The 21,803-nt window shown below is 37.9% G+C and carries 24 protein-coding genes and 1 pseudogene; 20 read left to right on the forward strand and 5 right to left on the reverse strand.

Annotated features, from left to right (window positions below; translation table 11 throughout):
* Positions 1-106 precede the first annotated feature (106 nt).
* The 6 genes from ASU02_RS12235 to ASU02_RS12260 all read left to right on the forward strand — a co-directional run bounded on the left by ASU02_RS12235 (position 107) and on the right by ASU02_RS12260 (position 7,956).
* Positions 107-1,195 (forward strand): type III polyketide synthase, encoded by a 1,089-nt coding sequence (locus tag ASU02_RS12235; protein WP_057763960.1) that lies wholly within the window; start codon positions 107-109, stop codon positions 1,193-1,195.
* A gap of 4 nt (positions 1,196-1,199) precedes the next feature.
* Positions 1,200-1,760 (forward strand): isoprenylcysteine carboxyl methyltransferase family protein, encoded by a 561-nt coding sequence (locus ASU02_RS12240; protein ID WP_057763962.1) that lies wholly within the window; start codon positions 1,200-1,202, stop codon positions 1,758-1,760.
* 505 nt (positions 1,761-2,265) lie between these two features.
* Positions 2,266-5,925, forward strand: a complete 3,660-nt coding sequence (locus tag ASU02_RS12245; RefSeq protein WP_057763964.1) for a dynamin family protein — start codon at positions 2,266-2,268, stop codon at positions 5,923-5,925.
* 4 nt (positions 5,926-5,929) lie between these two features.
* Entirely contained in the window at positions 5,930-6,121 is a 192-nt protein-coding gene (locus tag ASU02_RS12250) for a hypothetical protein (RefSeq protein ID WP_057763965.1), read from the forward strand.
* The gene (locus tag ASU02_RS12255) at positions 6,118-6,957 is read left to right on the forward strand and encodes a sulfurtransferase (protein ID WP_057763966.1); all 840 of its coding nucleotides are present in this window, start codon (positions 6,118-6,120) and stop codon (positions 6,955-6,957) included. Before ASU02_RS12250 ends, ASU02_RS12255 begins: the two co-directional genes overlap by 4 nt.
* A 135-nt stretch (positions 6,958-7,092) precedes the next feature.
* Positions 7,093-7,956 (forward strand): 5'-3' exonuclease, encoded by an 864-nt coding sequence (locus ASU02_RS12260; RefSeq protein WP_232426249.1) that lies wholly within the window; start codon positions 7,093-7,095, stop codon positions 7,954-7,956.
* Positions 7,957-7,994: 38 nt separating this feature from the next.
* Here ASU02_RS12260 and sspL read toward each other — a convergent pair whose 3' ends face one another.
* Positions 7,995-8,132 (reverse strand): small, acid-soluble spore protein L, encoded by a 138-nt coding sequence (gene sspL, locus ASU02_RS12265; protein ID WP_057763968.1) that lies wholly within the window; start codon positions 8,130-8,132, stop codon positions 7,995-7,997.
* 100 nt (positions 8,133-8,232) lie between these two features.
* Here sspL and ASU02_RS12270 point away from each other — a divergent pair, with 100 nt between their 5' ends.
* Together ASU02_RS12270 and ASU02_RS12275 are read left to right on the forward strand one after the other, a co-directional pair.
* Positions 8,233-8,691, forward strand: a complete 459-nt coding sequence (locus tag ASU02_RS12270) for a divergent PAP2 family protein (protein WP_057763969.1) — start codon at positions 8,233-8,235, stop codon at positions 8,689-8,691.
* A 64-nt stretch (positions 8,692-8,755) separates the two neighbouring features.
* Positions 8,756-9,031, forward strand: a complete 276-nt coding sequence (locus ASU02_RS12275; protein WP_057763970.1) for a DUF6123 family protein — start codon at positions 8,756-8,758, stop codon at positions 9,029-9,031.
* Positions 9,032-9,240: 209 nt separating this feature from the next.
* On the opposite strand, the gene ASU02_RS12280 is transcribed toward ASU02_RS12275, so the two are convergent.
* Both ASU02_RS12280 and ASU02_RS12285 read right to left on the reverse strand, forming a co-directional pair.
* Positions 9,241-10,173 (reverse strand): DMT family transporter, encoded by a 933-nt coding sequence (locus tag ASU02_RS12280; RefSeq protein ID WP_057763971.1) that lies wholly within the window; start codon positions 10,171-10,173, stop codon positions 9,241-9,243.
* A gap of 13 nt (positions 10,174-10,186) precedes the next feature.
* Positions 10,187-10,573 carry a reverse transcriptase-like protein gene (locus tag ASU02_RS12285; protein ID WP_057763973.1) on the reverse strand — a complete coding sequence of 129 codons (387 nt, stop codon included), beginning with the start codon at positions 10,571-10,573 and terminating at the stop codon, positions 10,187-10,189.
* Between the two features lie 149 nt (positions 10,574-10,722).
* Between ASU02_RS12285 and ASU02_RS12290 the strand changes: the two genes are divergently transcribed.
* Both ASU02_RS12290 and ASU02_RS25845 read left to right on the forward strand, forming a co-directional pair.
* Positions 10,723-11,379 (forward strand): reverse transcriptase-like protein, encoded by a 657-nt coding sequence (locus ASU02_RS12290; protein WP_057763975.1) that lies wholly within the window; start codon positions 10,723-10,725, stop codon positions 11,377-11,379.
* A gap of 11 nt (positions 11,380-11,390) precedes the next feature.
* On the forward strand, positions 11,391-11,588 hold the full coding sequence (locus ASU02_RS25845) for a zinc-finger domain-containing protein (protein ID WP_332307637.1): 198 nt from the start codon (positions 11,391-11,393) through the stop codon (positions 11,586-11,588).
* A 404-nt stretch (positions 11,589-11,992) separates the two neighbouring features.
* On the opposite strand, the gene cspD is transcribed toward ASU02_RS25845, so the two are convergent.
* Positions 11,993-12,193: a cold-shock protein CspD gene (cspD, locus tag ASU02_RS12295; protein ID WP_053476725.1), complete on the reverse strand. Its 201-nt coding sequence runs from the start codon at positions 12,191-12,193 to the stop codon at positions 11,993-11,995.
* A gap of 303 nt (positions 12,194-12,496) precedes the next feature.
* On the opposite strand from cspD, the gene ASU02_RS12300 reads away from it, so the two are divergent.
* From ASU02_RS12300 to mntR, 9 genes and pseudogenes are all read left to right on the forward strand, one after another.
* Entirely contained in the window at positions 12,497-12,784 is a 288-nt protein-coding gene (locus ASU02_RS12300) for a hypothetical protein (RefSeq protein ID WP_057763977.1), read from the forward strand.
* A gap of 51 nt (positions 12,785-12,835) precedes the next feature.
* Positions 12,836-13,384, forward strand: a pseudogene (locus ASU02_RS26655) (alpha/beta hydrolase).
* A gap of 74 nt (positions 13,385-13,458) precedes the next feature.
* On the forward strand, positions 13,459-14,124 hold the full coding sequence (gene wrbA, locus ASU02_RS12305; RefSeq protein WP_057763979.1) for an NAD(P)H:quinone oxidoreductase: 666 nt from the start codon (positions 13,459-13,461) through the stop codon (positions 14,122-14,124).
* Positions 14,125-14,332: 208 nt separating this feature from the next.
* Positions 14,333-15,259 carry a metal ABC transporter solute-binding protein, Zn/Mn family gene (locus ASU02_RS12310; RefSeq protein ID WP_057763981.1) on the forward strand — a complete coding sequence of 309 codons (927 nt, stop codon included), beginning with the start codon at positions 14,333-14,335 and terminating at the stop codon, positions 15,257-15,259.
* A gap of 11 nt (positions 15,260-15,270) precedes the next feature.
* Positions 15,271-16,020 (forward strand): metal ABC transporter ATP-binding protein, encoded by a 750-nt coding sequence (locus tag ASU02_RS12315; RefSeq protein ID WP_057763982.1) that lies wholly within the window; start codon positions 15,271-15,273, stop codon positions 16,018-16,020.
* A 10-nt stretch (positions 16,021-16,030) separates the two neighbouring features.
* Complete coding sequence (locus ASU02_RS12320) at positions 16,031-16,972, forward strand: metal ABC transporter permease (RefSeq protein WP_057763984.1); 942 nt, start codon at positions 16,031-16,033, stop codon at positions 16,970-16,972.
* Entirely contained in the window at positions 16,962-17,840 is an 879-nt protein-coding gene (locus tag ASU02_RS12325) for a metal ABC transporter permease (RefSeq protein WP_057763986.1), read from the forward strand. The genes ASU02_RS12320 and ASU02_RS12325 overlap by 11 nt, the downstream gene beginning before the upstream one ends.
* Before the next feature lie 126 nt (positions 17,841-17,966).
* Positions 17,967-20,120, forward strand: coding sequence for a DNA topoisomerase III (locus ASU02_RS12330; protein WP_057763988.1), 2,154 nt, complete (start codon positions 17,967-17,969; stop codon positions 20,118-20,120).
* Between the two features lie 143 nt (positions 20,121-20,263).
* Positions 20,264-20,698, forward strand: coding sequence for a transcriptional regulator MntR (gene mntR / locus ASU02_RS12335; protein ID WP_057763990.1), 435 nt, complete (start codon positions 20,264-20,266; stop codon positions 20,696-20,698).
* Positions 20,699-20,709: 11 nt separating this feature from the next.
* Here the strand turns inward: mntR and ASU02_RS12340 are convergent, their stop codons facing one another.
* Positions 20,710-20,928, reverse strand: a complete 219-nt coding sequence (locus tag ASU02_RS12340; RefSeq protein ID WP_057763992.1) for a DUF3892 domain-containing protein — start codon at positions 20,926-20,928, stop codon at positions 20,710-20,712.
* Positions 20,929-21,108: 180 nt separating this feature from the next.
* Here ASU02_RS12340 and ASU02_RS12345 point away from each other — a divergent pair, with 180 nt between their 5' ends.
* A complete protein-coding gene (locus ASU02_RS12345) occupies positions 21,109-21,792 on the forward strand; it encodes a class I SAM-dependent methyltransferase (RefSeq protein WP_057763994.1) in 684 nt (227 codons plus the stop codon).
* Positions 21,793-21,803: the final 11 nt, after the last annotated feature.

Consider the following 21,803-nt stretch of genomic DNA (forward strand, 5'->3'; position numbering starts at 1 on the left):
CTCCTTCAAAACAGTATGCTTCCTCTCAAAAGGGGAAGTATTTTTTTTGTATAATTTTTTATTTTGTGGAAAAAATACCCTTAACTAATTAAAGGAGAGGGTATGAATGCCATCAATTGTTTCGGTAGGGGAGGCCATACCTAAACATATATTAAGACAGAATGAAGTAATGATTTTTGCACAGGAATTATTTTCCGAGTCCTTTCGGGATATCAGTCGATTATTAAATGTGTTTCATAATGGTCAAATCGAAAAAAGACATTTTGTAAAAGGGATGGAGTGGTTTCGAGCAGATCGTTCATTTAAAGAAAGAAATGATGCTTACATAGATGGGGCAGTCGAGTTGGGGATTGAGGCCATTGAGAACTGTTTAAAAAGTAAGCTATTTCTAAAAAGAGAAATAGCAGCGAATGAAATTGATGCAATCTTTTGTATATCAAGTTCAGGCATTGCTACGCCTAGTATTGAAGCGCGAATAATGAATAAGCTCCCCTTTGCACCACATACAAAAAGAATTCCGATTTGGGGTTTAGGCTGTGCTGGCGGTGCTGCGGGGCTTTCAAGAGCTTATGAATATTGTCTTGCTTTTCCCAATTCAAAAGTATTAGTGCTTACTATCGAATTATGCAGCTTGACTTTTCAAAGAAATGACCATTCAAAAAGTAATTTAATTGGTACATCTCTTTTTGCAGATGGAGTAGCCTGTACACTTGTAACAGGTGATCGTACGGACAAAACTTCCTTTCAAAGACTTGAAAGCAGTCCCTCCATTATTGCTGCACAGTCTACGCTTTTGCCAAATTCTTTGGATATTATGGGTTGGGAAGTGAAGGATGAAGGGCTGTATGTTGTTTTTTCGAAGGATATCCCTTCGATTGTTGAAGGCTGGCTCAGACCAAATGTAACCTCCTTTTTATCCGATCAAAAAATGGGGATCAATGACATTAAGCATTTTATCGCCCACCCAGGGGGAAGGAAGGTTCTTGATGCGTATGTTCAATCATTAGGGATGGATCCTTCGATGACCAGTAAATCATTAGAAATATTAAAATCGTACGGAAACATGTCTTCATCAACCATTTTATATGTACTAAAAAGATTTATGGAGGAAGGTCGTGCAGGTGAGTACGGACTTGCTGCAGCGCTTGGGCCAGGATTTAGCTCTGAGTTGCTCTTATTGAAATGGGAGGCATGAATAGATGTTATTTTATATTTTTATTAGCTTTATAATTGGTCAAAGGGTGTTAGAATTATTGATTGCTAAACGAAATGAGCGCTTCCAGAAACAAAAGGGTGCAATTGAATTTGGACAATCCCATTATCCTTTCATTGTAGCCGTACATAGTTTATTTTTTGTTTCCTTGATCCTTGAAGTGACTCTCTTTCAAAAGCATTTAACACCGAATTGGTCAATTTTTCTCGTTCTTTTTTTTATTGCTCAGTTTGGCAGAATATGGGCGTTAACGTCACTAGGCACATTTTGGAATACAAAAATTATTGTTTTGCCTGAAGGAGATATTGTCAAAAAGGGACCTTACAAGTTTGTAAAGCATCCTAACTATATCATCGTTGCGGTTGAGCTGATCGTCGTCCCGCTTTTATTTCAAGCATTTATGACAGCCATAATATTTACCATTCTTAATGCTATTATCCTAAGTATTCGTATTCCTGCGGAGGAAAGAGCATTGAAGTCATTAACCGAATACAAAGAAGCGTTTGCAAAAGAATCTTCACAAATAAATGATGTTAAAAAAGTGTGACAATTAAACTTTCATATTGATAATGATTATCGTTCGTGATAAAATTTTAATTGAAGATGAAAATTATTCTCAATTCAATTTTAACAGGAAGGTGTTGTTACATATGGTAGCGATATTTATTGCAGGCACAGTAACCGCCTATGCATTAGTGATGAAACATGTATTAAACAATGTTGTGAAACCGCATACTCGATAAATTTGATAGAATAGATGGAAACCAGGTGCCCCCCTGGTTTTTTATTTTGTCAGAATGTCTAGCTGAAATGCCTACTCCCAACGTACTGGACATACTAGTCTTCGCAAATGCAAAAGGCCATCGTCCTTTTTTTCTCCCTCGAGGTGTAAGTCAATCTGTCAGAGATAAAGAACAACCTTTTAGTTATCAAGTTTTATGTTATGCCTGTCGCAGATTATGGTGTTAGCGGTTTTCTAATTAAACATAGGAATTATTAGAAAAATCATTTAAAATAGAGAGTAAATTAAATGTGCAAGGGGATTAGAATTCATGGTTCAAAAGGTACTACAGCTAGAAGCAACGGAACTTATGAGTAAAATAACAGCTTTATATGAGTTTTTTAATACAAATGGAGATAACAAGACGGCTGAACGTGCAAAAGATCTAGCCGTGAAGCTTCATAAAGAGGAATATTCGATTGCTTTTTGCGGGCATTTTTCGGCAGGGAAATCGAGTATGATTAATCAGATCATTGGCGAAAATTTACTGCCCTCCAGCCCGATTCCTACGAGTGCCAATCTGGTGAAAATCAAATCGGGGGAAAGTTACGCAAAGGTAATTTTTAAAGAAGGGAAGCCACGAATCTATCCGGCTCCTTATGATTATGAGCAGGTAAAATCATATTGTAAGGACGGCGATCAAATACACTCGATTGAAATTAGTTATGCGGACACAAGTCTCCCGAAAGATGCCATTATTATGGATACACCGGGCATTGATTCAACAGATGATGCACATAGGATTGCGACAGAGTCTGCATTGCATCTTGCTGATCTCGTATTCTATGTCATGGATTATAATCATGTCCAGTCTGAATTAAACTTTCTATTTACAAAAGAACTAACTGCGGCAGGAAAAGATGTCTATTTAATCATTAATCAGATAGATAAGCATCGTGATGATGAATTAAGCTTCGATGAATTTAAGACGAGTGTACGGGATTCATTTGCTTCATGGGGAGTGAAACCAGCAAGAATCTTTTACACTTCTTTAAAGGATTTATCGCATGATGAAAATGAGTTTTCTGATTTACAGTCATTTATTGAGCAAACAATTGCGAAAAGAAAATCATTGCTCCCTGAATCTGTTTTACAGTCATTAACAAAATTGACGGAGGAACATCTTATCTTTTTAGAGGAAAAACAATGGGAAGATAGAGATAAATTCGAAGCAATTTTAGCTGAACATTCCTCTGATGAGAGAATGATGCTGCCAGAACAATTGGAATCGACAAGAAATAAGTTATCTGAAATGACAGCAATCGTTGCGACTACCGAAAATAGTCTAAATAATAAAGTAGATGAGGTATTAAAAAATGCCTATTTAATGCCTTTCCAAATGAGAGAGTTAGCTGAGGCTTACTTAGAGGCACGGCAATCCAATTTTAAGGTCGGTGTTTTCTTTTCAAAGCAAAAGACGGAACAGGAAAGAGAATCTCGTTTGAGGCAATTTCAAAAAGAACTTTCTGAGAATGTTCAATCACAGCTCGTTTGGCATTTAAAAGAGCTGTATTTGCATGAAATAAAACAATTTGATCTTCATGAGCCTGAACTATTAGCAAAAGCTCAAAGTTTTCAGCTTGATGTGCCAGATTTGCTGCTTGTTCAAGCAGTAAAAGACGGTGCCATGTTATCGGGTGATTATGTTCTCCAATATACAAATGAAGTGGCAGATCTCATTAAAAAGCTAGCAAAAAATAGCTTATTGCCGTTAAAAGCCTCATTCCTTGAAGCGCTGCAATCAAAAAATAAACATGAAAAGCAAAAGCTGGAAGAAGAATGTGAACAATTAAAAGTGTATGCGGATGCATGGGAAGGGTTAATGAGTTTAAGAGAAATTCAAGGTCACTCAAAGAAACAGCTTTCTGACTTTCTAACTGGAGAATTTCCAAAGGAGCATATGAAAGAAAAAACGGAACAATTATTAACTAGTGAAACAGAAGATGCAGAAATAGTTTATCAAACAGAAGAATCCGCCGTTGATACTGAAAATAATGAAGAGGTTATTAAAGATGAAACAGCTGCTGAATTAAAAGATAAAAAAGGTCTGGACCCATCTTCCATTCATCATTTAGTAGAGAAACTAAACATGACGGCAAATAAAGTCCAAACCGTTCCAGGTTTCAAAAAAATGGCAGAGGAATTAGTCCAAAAAGGAAAACGTCTTCGGAATAAGCAATTTACTGTCGCTCTTTTTGGCGCATTTAGTGCAGGAAAATCTTCTTTTGCGAATGCATTAATTGGGGAAAAAGTACTTCCAGTTTCTCCGAATCCAACGACAGCGGCAATCAACAAAATTATGCCGATAAATGGGCAATTTGGCCATGGAACCGTGTTAGTAAAGGTAAAGGATTCCCATATCCTATTTGAAGATGTATGCCGTTCACTTAAATTATTTGATTTAACAGCTCTTGATTTTGATGATGCATTAAAAAAGATCGCTAAAGTGATGAATGGAAAATTAGATTTTGAAGGAAATGAAAAGACACATTTTGCCTTTTTACAGGCATTCTTACGAGGATTTGAATCATTCCGCCATTCACTTGGAACAACTGTGGTAACGGATTTAAGTCAATTAAAGGACTATGTCGCACTTGAGGAAAAATCTTGTTTTGTAGAAATGATTGAAGTGTATTATGACTGTGCGCTCACTCGGCAGGGGATCACGCTTGTAGATACACCTGGAGCAGACTCGATTAATGCACGTCATACCGGTGTAGCTTTTGATTATATTAAAAATTCAGATGCGATCCTTTTTGTTACTTATTATAACCATGCATTTTCAAAGGCGGATCGTGAGTTTCTTATTCAGCTCGGCCGTGTAAAGGATTCATTTGAGTTGGATAAAATGTTTTTCATTGTGAATGCAATTGATTTAGCTAATAGTGAGGAGGAGAAGAATTCTGTACTTGAATATGTGAGGGATCAGCTCATCCAATATGGAATTCGAAGGCCGAATCTGTTTGGCCTATCCAGTCTTCAAGCACTGACGGAAAAGCTGAATCAACATGAAGCAACTGATTCGAAATTGAGTATTTTTGAAAAAAGCTTTTATTCATTTATAACGAATGAATTGATGGAAATATCCGTAACTTCGGCTGAGATGGAATGGCAGCGTGTGTTAGAGCAGCTCAGAAACTTTATCCAATCATCTCAGGAAGATAAAGAAAGCAAAATTCAGCGACGAAATCATTTAGAAAATGAGCAAAAAATGATTGGGAATAGCATTCGCAATCAAGATGCAGCTTTTCTTTCGCAAAGGTTGAAACAGGAAGCAGATGAGCTTGTCTTTTATATAAGGCAGCGTGTATTTTTACGATTTAATGATTTTGTAAAAGAAGCATTTAATCCGGCTCTCCTTAAAGATGATGGAAGGAATTTAAAGAAAGCGCTGCAAACGGCACTTGATGATTTTCTGCAAAGCTTCGGCTTTGATTTTGCTCAGGAGCTAAGAGCAACAACCGTTCGAATGGAGGTATTTATCGGAAAACTGCTAAAAGAGGCACAGGAGAGACTGATTGCTTCAATTGGAGAAATCAATTCAGATCTTAAGTTTAGCCCGTTTGAGGGGAAAAAGTTTGACGGGATTGATTTTGAAACAGCTTTCCAGTATGAAGATCAAGCCCAATTTAAAAAAGCACTTGCTTATTTTAAAAACCCCAAATCTTTTTTTGAGAAGAACGAACGGAAATATTTAAGTGATGAACTTGAGCAAAATATGCAGGAGCCTTCTTCTATTTATTTGCAAACTGAGAGTATTCGGCTGAGGGATTATTATGAAGCCATGCTGAATGAAGAATTTGCTCGTTTTCTGGCCGTTCATCTGGAGCAGGCAGATGAATATTATAATGGTTTGTTAACGGTATTAAGTGATGAATTCCCAATTGATCAGTTAAAAGCAATGGAAAAGGAAATTTCAAGTATAGGGTGAAACGATGAATAAAGAAGCCTATCATGTGTGTGCAACCTGCATCCACTTCCATGCTGAAAAAGCTAAAAAGGGAATGAACTATTTTTGTAAGCGATTAGGTTATGAAACACGGCCAAATTATCAGTTTAATTGCTGGACCCCGAAAAAGCATGTTCAAGAATTAATCGATAAGCGAATGGAGGAAAAGAAGGAATGAATCATTTTGTTGAGAAAGAATGGCTGTTGGAGCATCTAGAGGATAAGAATATTCGAATTGCTGATTGCCGCTATAATCTGGGAGCATCTGAGGAAGGGTACAACTCCTACGTAAAGGATCATATTCCTGGGGCAGTTTATTTCCATTTATCAAAAGATTTATCAGGACCTGTTTCTGCACATGGCGGCAGACATCCGTTGCCAGCTATAGATGATCTGCAAGAAACATTTAGTTTAGCGGGAATCTCCGAAGAAACGACCGTCATTGCATATGATGGAGGAGAGGGTTCATATGCAGCTCGTCTATGGTGGCTTTTAAATTATCTTGGTCATGAAAAGGTTTATATTTTAAACGGAGGATATAAAGGCTGGAAAAATATTGGCTACCCAACAAATGAAACGATTCCAACGTATTTGAAGACAGAATTTAAAGTTCATTTAAACGATGACATATTTGTTTCACAGGAAGAGGTTAAAACAATTGTGGAATCCAAAAATGCAGATACAGTTATCATCGATTCAAGAGAAAATAAACGCTATTTAGGCATTGAAGAACCCATTGATAAAAAAGCGGGCCATATTCCGGGGGCAATCAATAAAGTTTGGACGGAAGGCTTCGAAAATGGCCGCATCAAATCCGTTGAAGAACAAAGGAAAAGATTTCAAGAAATTAATAAGGATAAGCAAGTGATTGTTTATTGTGGGTCTGGAGTGACAGCCACGCCAAATTTTATCGCATTAAAGATGGCAGGCTATGATAAGGTTAAACTATACGCCGGAAGCTTTAGTGATTGGATCTCTTATGAAGGAAATGAAGTGAGCACAGGAAAAGAATGATTATGAAAGCTCTTTATAGTTGTTTAGATGAAAAAGTTAACATTCTTAATGGCAGGATTCTCATGTTATAATGGGGTCTATGAAATATAAGACATGGGAGAGAAGAAATTGGTAAATCAAAATAAACCTTCATTCATGCTTGTAGATGGAATGGCATTATTGTTTAGAGCCTATTTTGCAACTGCAGTTACAGGCCAATTTATGATTAATTCAAAAGGGATTCCAACTAATGGAGTATATGGATTTGTGAAACACTTTCTTACTGCCGTTTCCACGTTCAATCCATCCCATGTTGCCGTATGCTGGGATATGGGAAGCAAAACGTTTAGGACTGATATGTATGATGGGTATAAGGCAAATCGGCCTGATGCACCTGTTGAATTGATTCCACAATTCGATTTAGTGAAGGAAATGGTTGAAGCCTTTGACGTACCGAATATCGGACTGGCTGGCTATGAAGCGGATGACTGTATTGGAACCATTGCGAAAGGTGTCGGTGGAGATGCAAGTGTTAGAATCTTAACGGGAGATCAAGACATTTTGCAGCTGATAGATGATCATATTACCGTTGCCTTATTACAAAAGGGCTATGGGAACTATTTAGTTCATACAAAGGATACCTTTTTTGAAGCTAAGGGCATACATCCGAGACAAATGATTGATTTAAAAGCATTTATGGGTGATTCAAGTGATAATTACCCAGGAGTGAAAGGCATCGGAGAAAAAACTGCCCTGAAGCTTTTACAGCAATATGAGCATATAGAGGGCGTTCTTGCTAATTTAGAGCTGCTGACAAAGGGGCAAAGGCAGAAAATCGAACAGGATCTTGAAATGCTGCATTTAAGCCGCCAGCTTGCTGAAATCAAATGCGATGTACCTATTCAATATGATATGAATAAATCCTTTTTTCAATTTAACAGAGATAAGGTTATGAGCAAGTTCGAGGAAATTGAATTCCGTGGACTCCATCGTTTTCTTGATATTAAAGAATACGCCTAAAAGTTTTTTGTGCTGTCTCAAATTGAGACAGCACTTTTTTATTTCGTATTTTTCTTTTTTGCTGCATTCTCTAGTTTGCTTTTTGGTTCTTCAGCAAATTCAGCATCCTGCCCATAACCTTGTGGTGTCACTCCAGGTGCCTTTGTTCCTCGATTTTTGTTTTTACGATTACTCAATTGGAATACCTCCTTTAAATTTCCCCCGCAACTTGTAGTATTTCCTAAAAGAATAATATCACTCTGATTTCTTCACACTAGAAGTAGAGGTGAAGTGATTATGAATAAAGGCGTTTATGTTGCTTTATTAAGCATCGGATTGGCTCAAGGATTAAAGATTCCAATTCATTTTATTAGGAAAAAGGAGTTTCGGCCGGAATTGTTTTTTCAAACTGGCGGGATGCCCAGCTCTCACTCGGCGGGAGTAGCGTCACTAACTACATTTATTGCTTTAAAACGTGGTTTGCCGACCATTGATTTTGCTCTTTCTCTTATTTATGGATTAATTGTTATGTATGATGCACAGGGAATTAGAAGACAAACAGGGGAATTAACATTAAAAGTGAATAGTATGGGCGAACTAATGGAGAAAATTCATAAAGATGAGACCGTGGAATTCAAAGAAGAAAAGCCAAAAAAGTTAAAAGAAATGCTTGGGCATCAGCCAGCAGAGGTAATTGGCGGGGCATTGCTAGGAGTAGTAACAGGTATATTCGGCCATAAATTAACAAAAAAATAATAGATAATTGACAAAATTTACGATAAAATAAATAGGGCTTTGGGAGTAAGGGGAGTGGGATGGCATGTCTTTAATGACAGTAGAAGAATATATACAGTTTTTACAGGGAAAAGGATTTCAGCTTCAAGAAGATGCAATCGGTTTCATTCAATTTGGCAAACAATACACGAATGCTTCAGATGAACTGACAAATACAGCGATTGAATTAACATTGAAGGCACAAAAAGATTTTGACGGAAGCTTTTATGTTTCCTTGCTTGAAATGCTTGTTTCCAATCAAATAAAAACTCGGCCTGAAGCAATAAAATATGTAAAAGAAAAAGAATTAATTTCAATTTAATTGTAAAAAAGGCGTGCTGAACACACGCCTTTTTTGTCTTCATGCGTTCTTCCACTGTACAGGGCGTACTTGTGCCGACCTTAAGGTCGCAAGTTAGTTCTCCAGGAACATCTCTTTTTTTGTGAGGCTCGTTTTGTATATGCCGTGGGTTGCATCAAGGAACATTTCACAGGAACTAGCGGGTTTATCCGAATGTATTTCTGTTTTTCTTATAATGCCTCTTTCTGTTTCTTTTTTAAGAAGTGCTGTGTCTTTTTCAATGGAACTTCTGCGAAGATCATGCCTGCGAAGATAAGCAGACAGCCAATGATGGCACTGTATGAAAGTCTTTCATTTGCCCAGAGAAAAGCTGTTCCAGCTGCAAAAACAGGCTCCATCGCAAAAATAAGGGCAACTCTCGTTGGTGTAGTGAATTTTTGGAATCTTGTTTGTGCAAAAAATGCAAGTGCTGTTGCAAAAATCGAGGTAATAATAAGGGCAGATACTACACTTCCTTGTAAGATTACCTCAGGATTGATTGCCTGCCTCCAGTCCTCGGTGAAAAATGCGGATAGAATGGACAAGCAGGCAACGGTTGAAATTTGAATGACTGTTAATAAAAGGGAAGGGAAATTGCTGCTGTATTTACCGGTAAAGATAATATGCATGGCAAATCCAATCGCACAAATAAATACCAGGCCATCACCAATATTTAAACCCACCCGATCAGTCATTGTTAGTAAATATAAACCAGCTGTAGCAACGGATACTCCTATTACGGCATTTATTCCAGGTTTATTTTTTAGCAGCAGAAATGAAAACAATGGGACCAATACGACACTTAATCCAGTGATAAAGCCGGCTTTAGATGAAGAAGTATGTATTAGCCCCATTGTTTGAAAGGCATAGCCGATAAATAGCCAGACACCAATAATAATTCCTGAAACGACTAGTTTTCGGCTTACTTTTTTTAGCTGTTCTCTTTCGAAAATAAGTAGCCATGCAGTGAGCAAAATAGCTGCAATAAAAAATCTTAATCCGTTAAATGAATGAGGCTCTAAAAAAGCCAGTGCATTTTGGACAATGACAAATGTTGCTCCCCAAATAAATGCAACAAGCAAAAGACTTGCATCCGCAAAGAAAATGTTTTTTTTCAAAATCATATTCTCCTTCCGTCTAGTTTAATCGTATAGCAGCTCTAGCAAGTTCATCAGCAGTTTTGTTTTCACTGCTAGGAACCCATTTCATAAAAAATAAATCTAATTCCTTGCTTAATTCTAGAGCTTTTTCTAATAGGGGAGCATATATTTTATTTTTCACATATTCCTTTTCAATCGCTCTGTTTACCGCTTGGGAATCCGTACGAAACGAAACGACCTTATAATTATTTTTTACACAAATTTCAAGTGCTTGAATTAAGGCATTAAATTCTGCTGCATGATTTTCCATTTCTCCAAGCGGGATAGAGAATTTTTCTACTCTGCCATCATATTTTATAAAAATGCCTGCTCCGCTTGGTCCAGGGTTGCCAGCACTTGCTCCATCTATATATACTTCAATCACTGGGAACTCCTCCTAATAATAATTAAAGATCGTCATTCTTTTTATCTTAAGGCATATCGGGGAAAGATATAGTGAAACTTCCATCAGTTGGGACATAATGTCCGTTAACTTGCGATAAAAATAGTTTATCATAAGAAAGGCGGAAAAAAATGAAATATAAATTGGAATGGAAATATAAACTAAAAGGAACAGAAGGAACAATTTTTACATCAGAATGGCTAGAAGGAGAGGCTGCATTACAGATAGGTGAAGACCTTGAAAAGAGCGGAAAGGCTTCAGATCTAATCTATCATGATGAGCGTGGCACAACCTGGATTACAAAGGAAATGAAAAAGCTATTAGAAGAAATTGAAGAGGATCCACACGATTTAACCATTTATTTTGATGGCGGATTTAATAAAAAGACTTCACAAGCAGGGTTAGGAGCGGTCATTTATTTTAAACAAGGAAAAAAGAAATACCGTATTCGAGCGAATGAGCTGTTTGATGAAATTGAAACAAATAGTGAAGCAGAATATGCGGCTATGTATTATACAGTTAATTTGCTTGAAGAAATGGGTGTTCATCATATGACCTGTGAGTTTAAAGGAGATGCACAAGGAGTGTTAATGCAGCTAAAAGGGGAGTGGCCATGCTATGAAGAAAACTTAAATCGCTGGCTTGATCGAATTGAAGAAAAGCTGAAAGCACTTAAGGTAGATGCGAAGTTTACTCCAATCCCTAGAACAGAAAATAAAGAAGCTGATAAGCTTGCTACACAAGCGCTTGAAGGGAAAGAAATCAATAGCAAAATGCAAATTATTTAAGCTGCTGTGAGGTGAAAGGATGGTGTCACAGTTTGAAACGAAAGCGATTATTTAACGAGGTTGAGGAATTATTAAATGATTATTGTAATGGATGTTTTCTTTATAAGCATCATAAGACCGATAAAGGCCGTTTATATGCGCATAAATTTTGCATTACCAAATGTATAGTTGGGGAGAAAATAAAGGCAATTGGCAATAAATTGTCTTGAGGATTACAAATGTGCTAGCACAATGATTACCCATAGCACTAGTGGAGATTTCCACAGAGGGTATCCTTTACCTTTTGTAGGAGGATTAATCAAAATGTGGAGGCTGCTGTCTAGGACGACTGCATAAGACAAGACCCTGTTGGAAGGTGCATTTGCCTTCTGTTAGGGCTTGGCTTATGCAACGATGCACAAGGAGCCGCAACAAAAAAGCTTGTGACCTCAATGGATCAGGCGGTTCCTTCTGTAAGATACAGCTTATATTCGTGCGTGCTATGCTGCCTAAATGTTACTTGTAGAGTTCTAGATGCAGAGGAATTCGTACGTGTTAACCATTATGTGATTATACAATTTCCTTGAAAAAATAAATAAAGGCTGGCAAGATGCCAGCCTGATTATTTATTAGATTATAGTTTTACAACGTTTGCAGCTTGTGGTCCACGGTTGCCTTCAACGATTTCGAAAGAAACTTCTTGACCCTCTTCTAGTGATTTGAAACCTTCGCCAGTGATAGCAGTGAAGTGTACGAATACATCGTCTCCGCCTTCAACTTCGATAAAACCAAAACCTTTTTCATTATTGAACCATTTTACTTTACCGTTTTGCATGTAACTTTTCCTCCTAAACCTTTCAAGACACAATAAAGTGTCTTAGATGAATATTATCACTCAACATCCTACACCCCAGATATTTTCTAGAAATAACGGAAATATATTCTGTTAAATGATGCCTTTAATATACACGATACTTTATTATCAGTCAAGGAGTTTCACACGATTTTCACAAAAAACTATTAAAAATTCAAAATATTAAAAAAGTAATTTTGCGCTAGATTTATTTCTTATTCATAATTATTAAATTTTTTCATAGTTATTATTAATTATACTCTTTTTAAGCAAGAGGGTGGAGCAATGTACCGATTTTCTGTTGGAAGTCAGGAATGGATTTTACGATTTTCTCCACATATTGAAATTGAGCCAGAAATTAAACAGGCTATTGTAAGCACGATCCTTCAGCTTGGAAATGACCTCCAAACATATTCACATGGTGAATCTTTTGTAATTATGAATGACTGCGTAGGTATTATCGTCTTTAATGTAGAAAGAATCCCTTCCTTCATGTTAACCGTCTCAAATATTGTCAGTGAAGAAAATTGGTACATTCAAAATAATTTAACGCTAAAAAAATACAAGCAGTAATTGTTAAAATCGGCTATTTGCCGATTTTTTTCTTTTTAAAAAACGAAAATCATGTTTGGCAAAAAGGGCACAGATCCAAGTAGACCTACTTTATTATTCCTTCATGGTACAGGAGGCAATGAATTTGATTTATTGCCACTTGCTAAAGAAAATGACAAAGAGGCCTTAGTGTTAGTGTCTGCGGGAGTATCCTAGAAAATGGAGTACTACGTTTTTATAAGAGTTTGATAGACCTAATGTAATGGCAGTGAGCTATTCTAACGGAGCGAATATTGCCGCAAGTTAACTATTTCATAGTTAAGATTCTTTAAAAGGAACTAGCCTTTATCATCCAATGGTTCCAAGGAAAGGGACAGATTTGGCCGGCTTAACAGGTAAGAATATGTTTATTGGCACAGGTACAATCGATTCTATATATACTTCCGCGGAATCAGGAGTACTCCAATCCTGATTAGAAAATCCAATGCTCACGTATTTATGCACTGGGAAAATCTCTGCCATCAGCTGACATTTCTTGAGGTGCAGCAAAATGGTATTGAAATCATTGATAAATATATTTTTTTATTGAATGTTATCATCAAGAATAATCCCCCTTTTTAAGGACAAGATTTTATAAGTACTTATTGTTTTGATGCGGGGCTGATTAGGGTACTAATGAACAAGGGGTGCAGTAAATGGGTTTTATAAATAAAATTTTTGGCAGAACAATTGACCAGGAGGAACAAATAATGACAAATGTAAAGCTTGCAGTAATCTATTACAGTTCAGGAGGGACAAACCATCAATTAGCCAAATGGGCTGAGGAGGGTGCAAAAGCAGCAGGTGCAGATGTGAAGGTATTAAAAATTCCTGAAACAGCTCCACAAGCAGCAATTGAATCAAATCCAGCATGGAAATCACATGTAGAAGCGGCAAAGGATGTACCAGAAGTGACCTTAAACGATTTAGAATGGGCGGATGCGATTGTCTTCAGTGTGCCAACACGCTTTGGAAATATTGCATCACAAGTTCAGGCTTTTATAGATACAACAGGCGGTTTATGGTTCCATGGGAAACTTGCTAATAAGGTAGTAAGTGCCATGAGCTCAGCTCAGAACCCGCACGGGGGACAAGAGGCTACCATTTTATCACTTTATACAACAATGTACCATTGGGGTGCAATTGTTGCTGCACCTGGTTTTACAGATCCAGTCACATTTGCAGCAGGCGGGAACCCTTATGGCACAAGTGTAACAGTAGGTCAGGATGGAAAGATGATTGAAGATGTTCAGGCAGCTGTTAAACATCAGGCGAAACGTACTGTCACAGTTGCAGAATGGGTAAAAAAAGGAAGTCAATAATTGTTCAACTAAATACGAATAAAACAAAAAAATCGGTGAAAGCCGATTTTTTTATTTTGTCTAATCTTAAATTGTTGCACTAGGGAAACTTTTATAGTTTAATATAAAACAAATGCATATATAAAAAAGATGTGCACTTATTTAAAAGATGTGCATACACTCATCTAAGAGGCTGAAACAAAAATCATAAAAAGGGAGATGGGAAAAGATGAAAAAAATAGTAGGGATATTTCTTGTTATTTCTTTGATCTTTGTCAGCGCTTGTTCGAAACAGAATGTTAATGAAGAAAATGATGAAGGTAAACTAACTGTTACAACTACGATTGGACAAATTGCTGATGCGGTTAAACAGATTGGCGGGGAGAAAGTAACCGTAAATAGTCTGATGGGTCCGGGAACAGATCCACACCTATACAAAGCAACACAGGGGGATATAGCCAAACTTGAAAAAGCCGATATTATTTTCTACAGCGGTCTCCACCTTGAGGGGAAAATGCTTGATGTATTAGAGAGAATAAACAAAACGAAACCAACCTATGCGATAGCAGAGGCTATCGATAAAGAGTCGCTATTGTCTGCAAATGGTGGCAGCTATGCATATGATCCACATGTGTGGTTCGATATCACTTTATGGAAACAGGCACTCGAAGAAGTGAAAACAGGTTTGATTGAAAAAGATCCTGCTAATAAATCCTATTATGAGGAAAACGCGCAAAACTATTTTAAGCAGCTTGATGAGTTACAGTCATATGCTGCAGATGAAATGGCACGTATTCCGGAGGAGCAAAGAGTGCTTGTCACTGCACATGATGCATTTGGCTACTTTGGGAAAGCATTTAATATAGAGGTGATGGGGCTGCAAGGTCTAAGTACAGATTCGGAGTATGGTCTTGGAGATGTCCAAAAATTAGTAGATACATTAGTTAAGAGAAATATCAAAGCGGTTTTTATTGAATCAAGTATTTCTGAACGATCCATCAATGCAGTTATTGAAGGAGCAAAGCAAAAGGGGCATAAAGTAAAAATCGGCGGAGAACTATTCTCAGATGCGATGGGTGAAGAAGGTACGGATGAAGGTACTTATATTGGCATGTATAAACATAATGTGAAAACCATTTCTGAATCAATTAAATAGGGGGGAGAAAAATGAATCCTGTTGTTGTTGAAAATCTAACGGTTGCTTACCAGAAAAAGCCCGTCTTATCAAATGTAAGCTTTGAAGTACCAGAAGGCAAGTTGATTGGAATCATTGGACCAAATGGTGCAGGCAAGTCCACACTGATTAAAGCCATTTTGGGCTTGATACCGAAAGCTGCTGGAGAAATAAAGATTTATGATAAAAAATATCGCCCAAAAGATAGAGTTGTCGGTTATGTTCCGCAAAGAGGCTCTGTAGACTGGGACTTTCCGACAAATGCCCTTGATGTTGTATTGATGGGACGATACGGTCATGTTGGCTGGTTTAAGCGTCCTGGGAAAAAGGATACAGAAATAGCAATGGAATGCCTAAAGAAAGTTGGTATGGAGAAATATGCAAACAGACAAATCAGTCAGTTATCAGGCGGACAGCAGCAAAGAGTATTTCTCGCACGTGCCCTTGCCCAGGATGCAAAGGTTTACTTCATGGATGAACCGTTCGTAGGTGTAGATGCGGCCACGGAAAGAGCAATTATTGAATTATTAAACGAGTTAAAAAGACAGGGGAAAACTGTTCTAGTTGTTCATCATGATCTGCAGACTGTCAAAGAATATTTTGATCATGTTATGTTATTGAACGTCAACACCATTGCTGCAGGTCCAACTGAGGAAGTTTTTACACTTGAGAACCTGACTCGAACGTATGGCGGAAAACTATCCTTTTTGGAAAAGGATCAATTGATTGTAGAACAAAAATGAGGTGTTGATGATGAACGACCTTTTAAGAATGATTTTATTAGATGCGAATACCCAGTGGGTATTGATTGGGACGATGCTGTTAGGAATTGCCAGCGGAGTTCTTGGAGGCATTGCACTTTTAAGAAAACAGAGTTTAATAGGGGATGCCGTAGCACATGCGGCACTGCCTGGCATTTGTATTGCCTTCTTGCTTTCCGGGGAAAAATCATTATTTGTCTTATTAATTGGGGCCACCATAACAGGACTGCTGGCTGCCTATAGTATTCAGTTTATTATTTCTTCATCTATTATTAAAGAAGATGCGGCCATCTGCTTAGTTTTATCCGTGTTTTTCGGCTTTGGAATTGTACTATTAACAAAAGTATCGCAAACTCCATCCGGCAATAAGAGTGGGCTAGACGATTTCATTTTCGGTCAGGCTGCTTCTCTAGTCGGAAATGATGTGAAACTAATGGCGGGTGCAGCAGCCGTTTTAATTTTTATTACCGCATTAATTTTTAAAGAACTGAAGGTATTAACCTTTGATCCTTCATTTGCTAAAGGACTGGGATTGCCAACAGGTTTGCTGAATTTTCTTTTCCTCTCCCTGCTAGTAGCTGCTGTTGTCGTTGGAATTCAGGCAGTAGGGGTCATTTTAATGGCTGCCCTCCTTATTACGCCTGCGATTGCTGCACGATATTGGACGAATTCATTAAGTAAAATGATTGTAATATCTGGCATATTTGGAGCATTATCAGGCATGGCGGGAACCTTGATAAGTACGTTAGGAGAAGGACTGCCAACTGGACCATTCATCGTTGTAACGGCAACAGCCTTATTCTTAATTTCGATGCTATTTGCTCCAGAAAGAGGGCTAGTCACAAAGTGGATCAAAAGAATAGCAAATAATAAGCAGCTAAGAAATAATAAGCTTTTGCAGGGAGAAAAAAGGAGCGGTTATCATGAGCTATGAGTCATGGATATTAATTGTAGGTTCCTTAGCAGGGGTTACGTGTGGAATTACCGGCTGCTTTTTGATATTGCGGAAACTCTCAATGCTTGCTGACGCGATTAGTCATACTGTTTTGCTTGGAATTGTTCTCGCTTTTATTGTCAGTCAAAGCATGAGTGGAATTTATATGCTAATCGGAGCGGTTGTTGTCGGCTTACTCACTGCTGTTGGTGTACAGATGCTGCACCATGCTGGGATACAGGAGGATGCCTCAATTGGGGTAGTATTCACTTTCCTGTTTGCAGTAGGTGTCATATTAATTACTGTGTTTGCAGATGATGTTCATTTAGATGTGGATCATGCGCTAATGGGGGAAATTACTTTCGTTCCCTGGGATCTAGTGCAATGGGGCTTCCTTCCAGAACTTCCAAAAGCATTTTTAATGCTATCGACCGTTCTAGTCATTAATCTAGTTATTATTGGATTATTTTATAAAGAATTGAAGATTACTTCATTTGATCCCCAAATGGCTGCAGCTATTGGTTTACCGGTCTTGCTAATCCATTACTTGTTAATGGGATTGGTATCCATTACAACTGTGGCATCCTTTGATAGTGTAGGGGCAATTCTAGTTGTCGCAATGCTGATTGCCCCTGGTGCATCAGCTTATCTATTAACTAACAAATTAAGTATCATGCTCCTTTTAAGTGCATTAATAGGGGTTTCAGCAGCGGTCATCGGCTATTACCTTGCAAGCTGGCTGGATGTGTCAATTTCAGGAAGCATGGCAACGGTTAATGGGATCATCTTTGCACTAGTATTCTTATTTTCTCCTACAAAAGGGCTTCTATCTAGGAAATTTACGATGAAAAAGTTAAAAATGGATTAAGTGTAAGCTCCTCATTATTTTAATGAGGAGCTTTTTTATTGTCCATGTTTTTCCTAGTCCTTTACTGATTAATTGAGTAGAATTAAAATAAGTATCTAATCTAGTAAACTGGAAGTGAGCAAAACAATGAAACTCATTATTGCAGAGAAGCCTGACCAGGGGCTGACTCTTGCTTCAATTTTTAAAATAAAAAAGCATCAGGGGTTTGTTGAAATTTTCCCCAATGATGTTTTTCCAGAAGGTGCTTATGTAACATGGGCAGTAGGCCATCTCTGTCAGCTCGTTGCACCGGAAAATTATCATTCCCAGTGGAAGAAGTGGTCATTGTCTACTTTACCGATCATTCCTTCTCAATTTGAATATGAAGTAACGAAAGATAAAATGAAGCAGTTTGCTGTCATTAAAAAGCTTTTAGCCAATCCTTCTCTGACAGAAGTCATTCATGCTGGGGATGCGGGGCGAGAGGGAGAGCTGATCATTCGGAATATCCTTCGAATGACGAAATCGAGGCTGCCAATGAAAAGATTGTGGATCTCATCATTAACTCCAAAGGCAATCAGGGAAGGTTTCCTATCATTATTAAGTGAATCAGATACTAGAAACCTCTATTATGAAGCATATACGAGAGCTTGTGCGGATTGGGTTGTTGGGATGAATGCTTCAAGGCTATATAGCCTTCTTCTGCAGCAGCAAGGCTTCTCCGATGTTTTTTCAGTAGGAAGAGTGCAGACACCGACACTTGCACTAATTGTCAAACGAGAATTGGAGATTCAAAGCTTTGTTTCCGAGCCTTTTTGGGAGGTACAGGCTAGATTTAATATCGATGGAAAAAAATATTTAGGAAAATGGGAAAAGGATGGGGAAACAAGAATTAAGACGAAGGAGCTTGCAGAAAAGATTGCTGTTTTTTGCGAGAAAAAAGCAGCAGAGGTCACAGATGTTAAGGCTGAAAAAAAGGAATTTCTCCCGCCTATGCTCTATAACTTATCTGCCCTCCAAGCAGAGGCAAATCGCCGTTTCAAATTCCCTCCTAAGAAAACACTGGATGTGCTGCAAAAGCTATACCAAAAAGGAATGGTCTCATATCCACGTTCGGATTCAAGGCACGTTACACAAGGCGAAGCAGAAATGTTTCCTGAAACATTGAATAAAATAGCTGCGATCGAGGAATACAAAACACTCTTTCCATTGCCGACTAGCTCAATAATGGATAATAAACGATATGTAAATGACAAAAAGGTAACCGATCACTACGCTATTATCCCAACCGAACAAGTTCCAAACTTGAATAAGCTTTCTCCAGATGAGAAAACTCTTTATGACCTAATTGTAAGAAGCCTAATTGCTGCTCATTACGGGAAGGCAGTAACTGAGTATACAACAGTTACGACCCTAGTCGATGGAAGGGCGGCATTCTTATCAAAAGGAAAGGTTCAGCTTGAAGAGGGCTGGCGCAAGGTGATTCCACCGTTTGAAAAGGACAAGGAGCCAATTCTCCCTTCTTTACAAAAAGGTGAAAAAGGAAATGTTGTGAAGGCAGAAGTGAAGGAAAGCAAAACGCAGCCGCCAAAAAGGTATACAGAAGGCCAGCTCATTACGCTGATGAAAACGGCTGGAAAGCATATAGAGGATAAGGAATTGGAAAAGGTGCTTATGAAAACAGAGGGTCTTGGTACTGAAGCAACAAGGGCTGGAATTATTACGATGTTAAAAGATCGGAAGTATATAGATATTAATAAGAACCTTGTGTATGCGACACCGAAAGCAAAAATATTAATTGGCGCAATTGGATCTGAGATCCTTGCTTCCCCAGAAATGACGGCCAAATGGGAGCAGCGATTAAAGGATATTTCTGAGGGCGGAGCTTCACCGAAGCAATTTATGGAACAAACGAATAAAATGATCACGCACCTCATTGAAGTATCTGTGAATAACGCAAGGGATTGGGCTTTTGATGAGGAGGACAAAAATAGCTTTACCCCAGCGAGGTCCAAGTTTAAACGCCCTGCTCAATTAGGAAAATGCAAGCAATGTGACGGCCAGGTTGTTGACAAAGGGAGCTTTTATGGCTGTTCACAATTTAGTAAAACAAAATGTAATTTTACAATCTCCAAAAAGATTTTGGGTAAATCAATCACTCAAAAAATAGTCAAACAGCTTTTGAAAGATAATGAGACAGAGATGATTGAGGGCTTTTCAAATAAGGACAAATCATTTTCAGCAAAATTAACTTGGGATGATCATGAGCGGAAACTAAAGTTTATTTTTCCAAATAAATAGACACCTTCCTTCTATAATAGATAACCTTGTCTCGCTCATTCTTATATAGTAAACTTTTACATGACTGTCTTCATAAAATGGAATGATTGATAAAAATGGAACTAAAAGAAACCTTCAGCACGGTTCCTATGGGAGGGTTTGGGATGCCAACACCTAGTATGGAAGATTATATTGAACAAATATATATATTGATTGAAGAGAAAGGCTATGCCCGTGTGTCTGATATTGCAGAAAACCTTTCCGTTCATCCCTCCTCTGTAACGAAGATGGTTCAAAAGCTTGATAAAGATGAATATCTTGTTTATGAAAAATACAGAGGACTGATTTTGACTCCGAAAGGAAAGAAAATTGGCAAACGGCTTGTATATCGTCATGATTTACTTGAGCAGCTTCTTCGTTTAATTGGGGTAAAGGAAGAAAATATCTACGAGGATGTAGAAGGAATTGAACATCATTTAAGCTGGGATGCAATAGACCGAGTAGGGGATCTTGTTCAATTTTTCGAAGAAGATGAAAGCAGAATTGATGCGTTAAGAGAAGTTCAAAGAAATAATGAGGATATAGAAGAGGGTCCATAAATTGGACCCTCTTAATATACATTTGGCAATTCATCAAATGAAGATGTCAAAGCTGGCGTAAGATAGGGAGTTCCATCCTGCCTTTCTTCTATAGTTACTCCGGTTATTATCCCATCTTCCACTTCTTTCATTGCTTTTCGGTAAGAAATTATTCTTCCCTCAGAAGTTTGAAAAGAAATGATTTCCCCTAGATAGTTGCGATGAACAGCGACTAACTGTTCTCCTAACATATAATCAGCCCCTTTCAAGTCATGTTTGAATTACTCGTCTATTCAATCTACATATTCATTGTTGCACCATTTTCTTTTCTTTAATCAAAGGGAAATTTACTTTTCTTGGCGAAAATATAATAATCTGAAACTTTCTAAGCGAGTAAACGTATAAAAAGTGGGGGAAAAGCGAGGGATACAATGAGCGATTTTAATTGGAGCAGGGAAGCAGAAAAACAATGGGATGAGCGTTCATCAGGATGGAATTCAAAGAGTATGGAGATGTGGGAGTCAGGAAGCCGAAAGGGAATCATTCCGTTTTTCTCAAAGCATGTAGCGTCTATGGGAACGGTTTGTGACCTTGGCTGTGGAGATGGGTATGGATCATTAAAGCTAGCTGAGTTAGGTTATTTAGTAACTGGATTAGATGTTTCAGAGGAAATGATACATAAAGCGAGAGGAACAAATGAAGGGAATACGGCTCAATTTATTAAAGGCGATATTTCTAAACTGCCATTTGAGAATAATTCCTTTGATGCGGTATTAGCCATAAATTCTCTTGAATGGACAGAAGATCCGCTTAAAGTAATTAAGGAAATTAAGCGGGTTGTGAAACCTGGGGGATTTGCTTGTATTGGCATTCTTGGCCCTACGGCTGCACCAAGAATAAATAGCTACCGGCGTCTATATAATGAAAAAGTCATTTGCAATACGATGATGCCATGGGAATTAGAGCAGCTTGCCGGAGAAAATGGCTGGGAAAAGGCTGATAGCCTAGGGGTATATAAACGAGGGACTGATCAAATGCCAATTGGATCATTGTCTACTGAACTAAGGCAAGCCCTCTCGTTCATGTGGGTTTCCATGCTAAGAAATAATAAATAAGAAGGGTTGGT

This window comes from Cytobacillus praedii, from assembly GCF_001439605.1.
GTDB lineage: Bacteria > Bacillota > Bacilli > Bacillales > Cytobacillaceae > Cytobacillus > Cytobacillus praedii.

Coding starts and splice junctions, on each gene's coding strand:
- ASU02_RS12280 (WP_057763971.1), bottom strand. CDS start 10,173: ATGATTTTGAAAAAAAACATTTTCTTTGCGGATGCAAGTCTTTTGCTT.
- ASU02_RS12340 (WP_057763992.1), bottom strand. CDS start 20,928: ATGTTAGGAGAACAGTTAGTCGCTGTTCATCGCAACTATCTAGGGGAA.
- ASU02_RS12260 (WP_232426249.1), top strand. CDS start 7,093: ATGCTTGTAGATGGAATGGCATTATTGTTTAGAGCCTATTTTGCAACT.
- ASU02_RS12250 (WP_057763965.1), top strand. CDS start 5,930: ATGAATAAAGAAGCCTATCATGTGTGTGCAACCTGCATCCACTTCCAT.
- ASU02_RS12330 (WP_057763988.1), top strand. CDS start 17,967: ATGAAACTCATTATTGCAGAGAAGCCTGACCAGGGGCTGACTCTTGCT.
- ASU02_RS12345 (WP_057763994.1), top strand. CDS start 21,109: ATGAGCGATTTTAATTGGAGCAGGGAAGCAGAAAAACAATGGGATGAG.
- ASU02_RS12270 (WP_057763969.1), top strand. CDS start 8,233: ATGAATAAAGGCGTTTATGTTGCTTTATTAAGCATCGGATTGGCTCAA.
- ASU02_RS12255 (WP_057763966.1), top strand. CDS start 6,118: ATGAATCATTTTGTTGAGAAAGAATGGCTGTTGGAGCATCTAGAGGAT.
- ASU02_RS12245 (WP_057763964.1), top strand. CDS start 2,266: ATGGTTCAAAAGGTACTACAGCTAGAAGCAACGGAACTTATGAGTAAA.
- ASU02_RS12315 (WP_057763982.1), top strand. CDS start 15,271: ATGAATCCTGTTGTTGTTGAAAATCTAACGGTTGCTTACCAGAAAAAG.
- ASU02_RS12320 (WP_057763984.1), top strand. CDS start 16,031: ATGAACGACCTTTTAAGAATGATTTTATTAGATGCGAATACCCAGTGG.
- ASU02_RS12290 (WP_057763975.1), top strand. CDS start 10,723: ATGAAATATAAATTGGAATGGAAATATAAACTAAAAGGAACAGAAGGA.
- ASU02_RS12275 (WP_057763970.1), top strand. CDS start 8,756: ATGTCTTTAATGACAGTAGAAGAATATATACAGTTTTTACAGGGAAAA.
- ASU02_RS12325 (WP_057763986.1), top strand. CDS start 16,962: ATGAGCTATGAGTCATGGATATTAATTGTAGGTTCCTTAGCAGGGGTT.
- ASU02_RS12310 (WP_057763981.1), top strand. CDS start 14,333: ATGAAAAAAATAGTAGGGATATTTCTTGTTATTTCTTTGATCTTTGTC.
- ASU02_RS12235 (WP_057763960.1), top strand. CDS start 107: ATGCCATCAATTGTTTCGGTAGGGGAGGCCATACCTAAACATATATTA.
- wrbA (WP_057763979.1), top strand. CDS start 13,459: ATGGGTTTTATAAATAAAATTTTTGGCAGAACAATTGACCAGGAGGAA.
- ASU02_RS12300 (WP_057763977.1), top strand. CDS start 12,497: ATGTACCGATTTTCTGTTGGAAGTCAGGAATGGATTTTACGATTTTCT.
- cspD (WP_053476725.1), bottom strand. CDS start 12,193: ATGCAAAACGGTAAAGTAAAATGGTTCAATAATGAAAAAGGTTTTGGT.
- ASU02_RS12240 (WP_057763962.1), top strand. CDS start 1,200: ATGTTATTTTATATTTTTATTAGCTTTATAATTGGTCAAAGGGTGTTA.
- mntR (WP_057763990.1), top strand. CDS start 20,264: ATGCCAACACCTAGTATGGAAGATTATATTGAACAAATATATATATTG.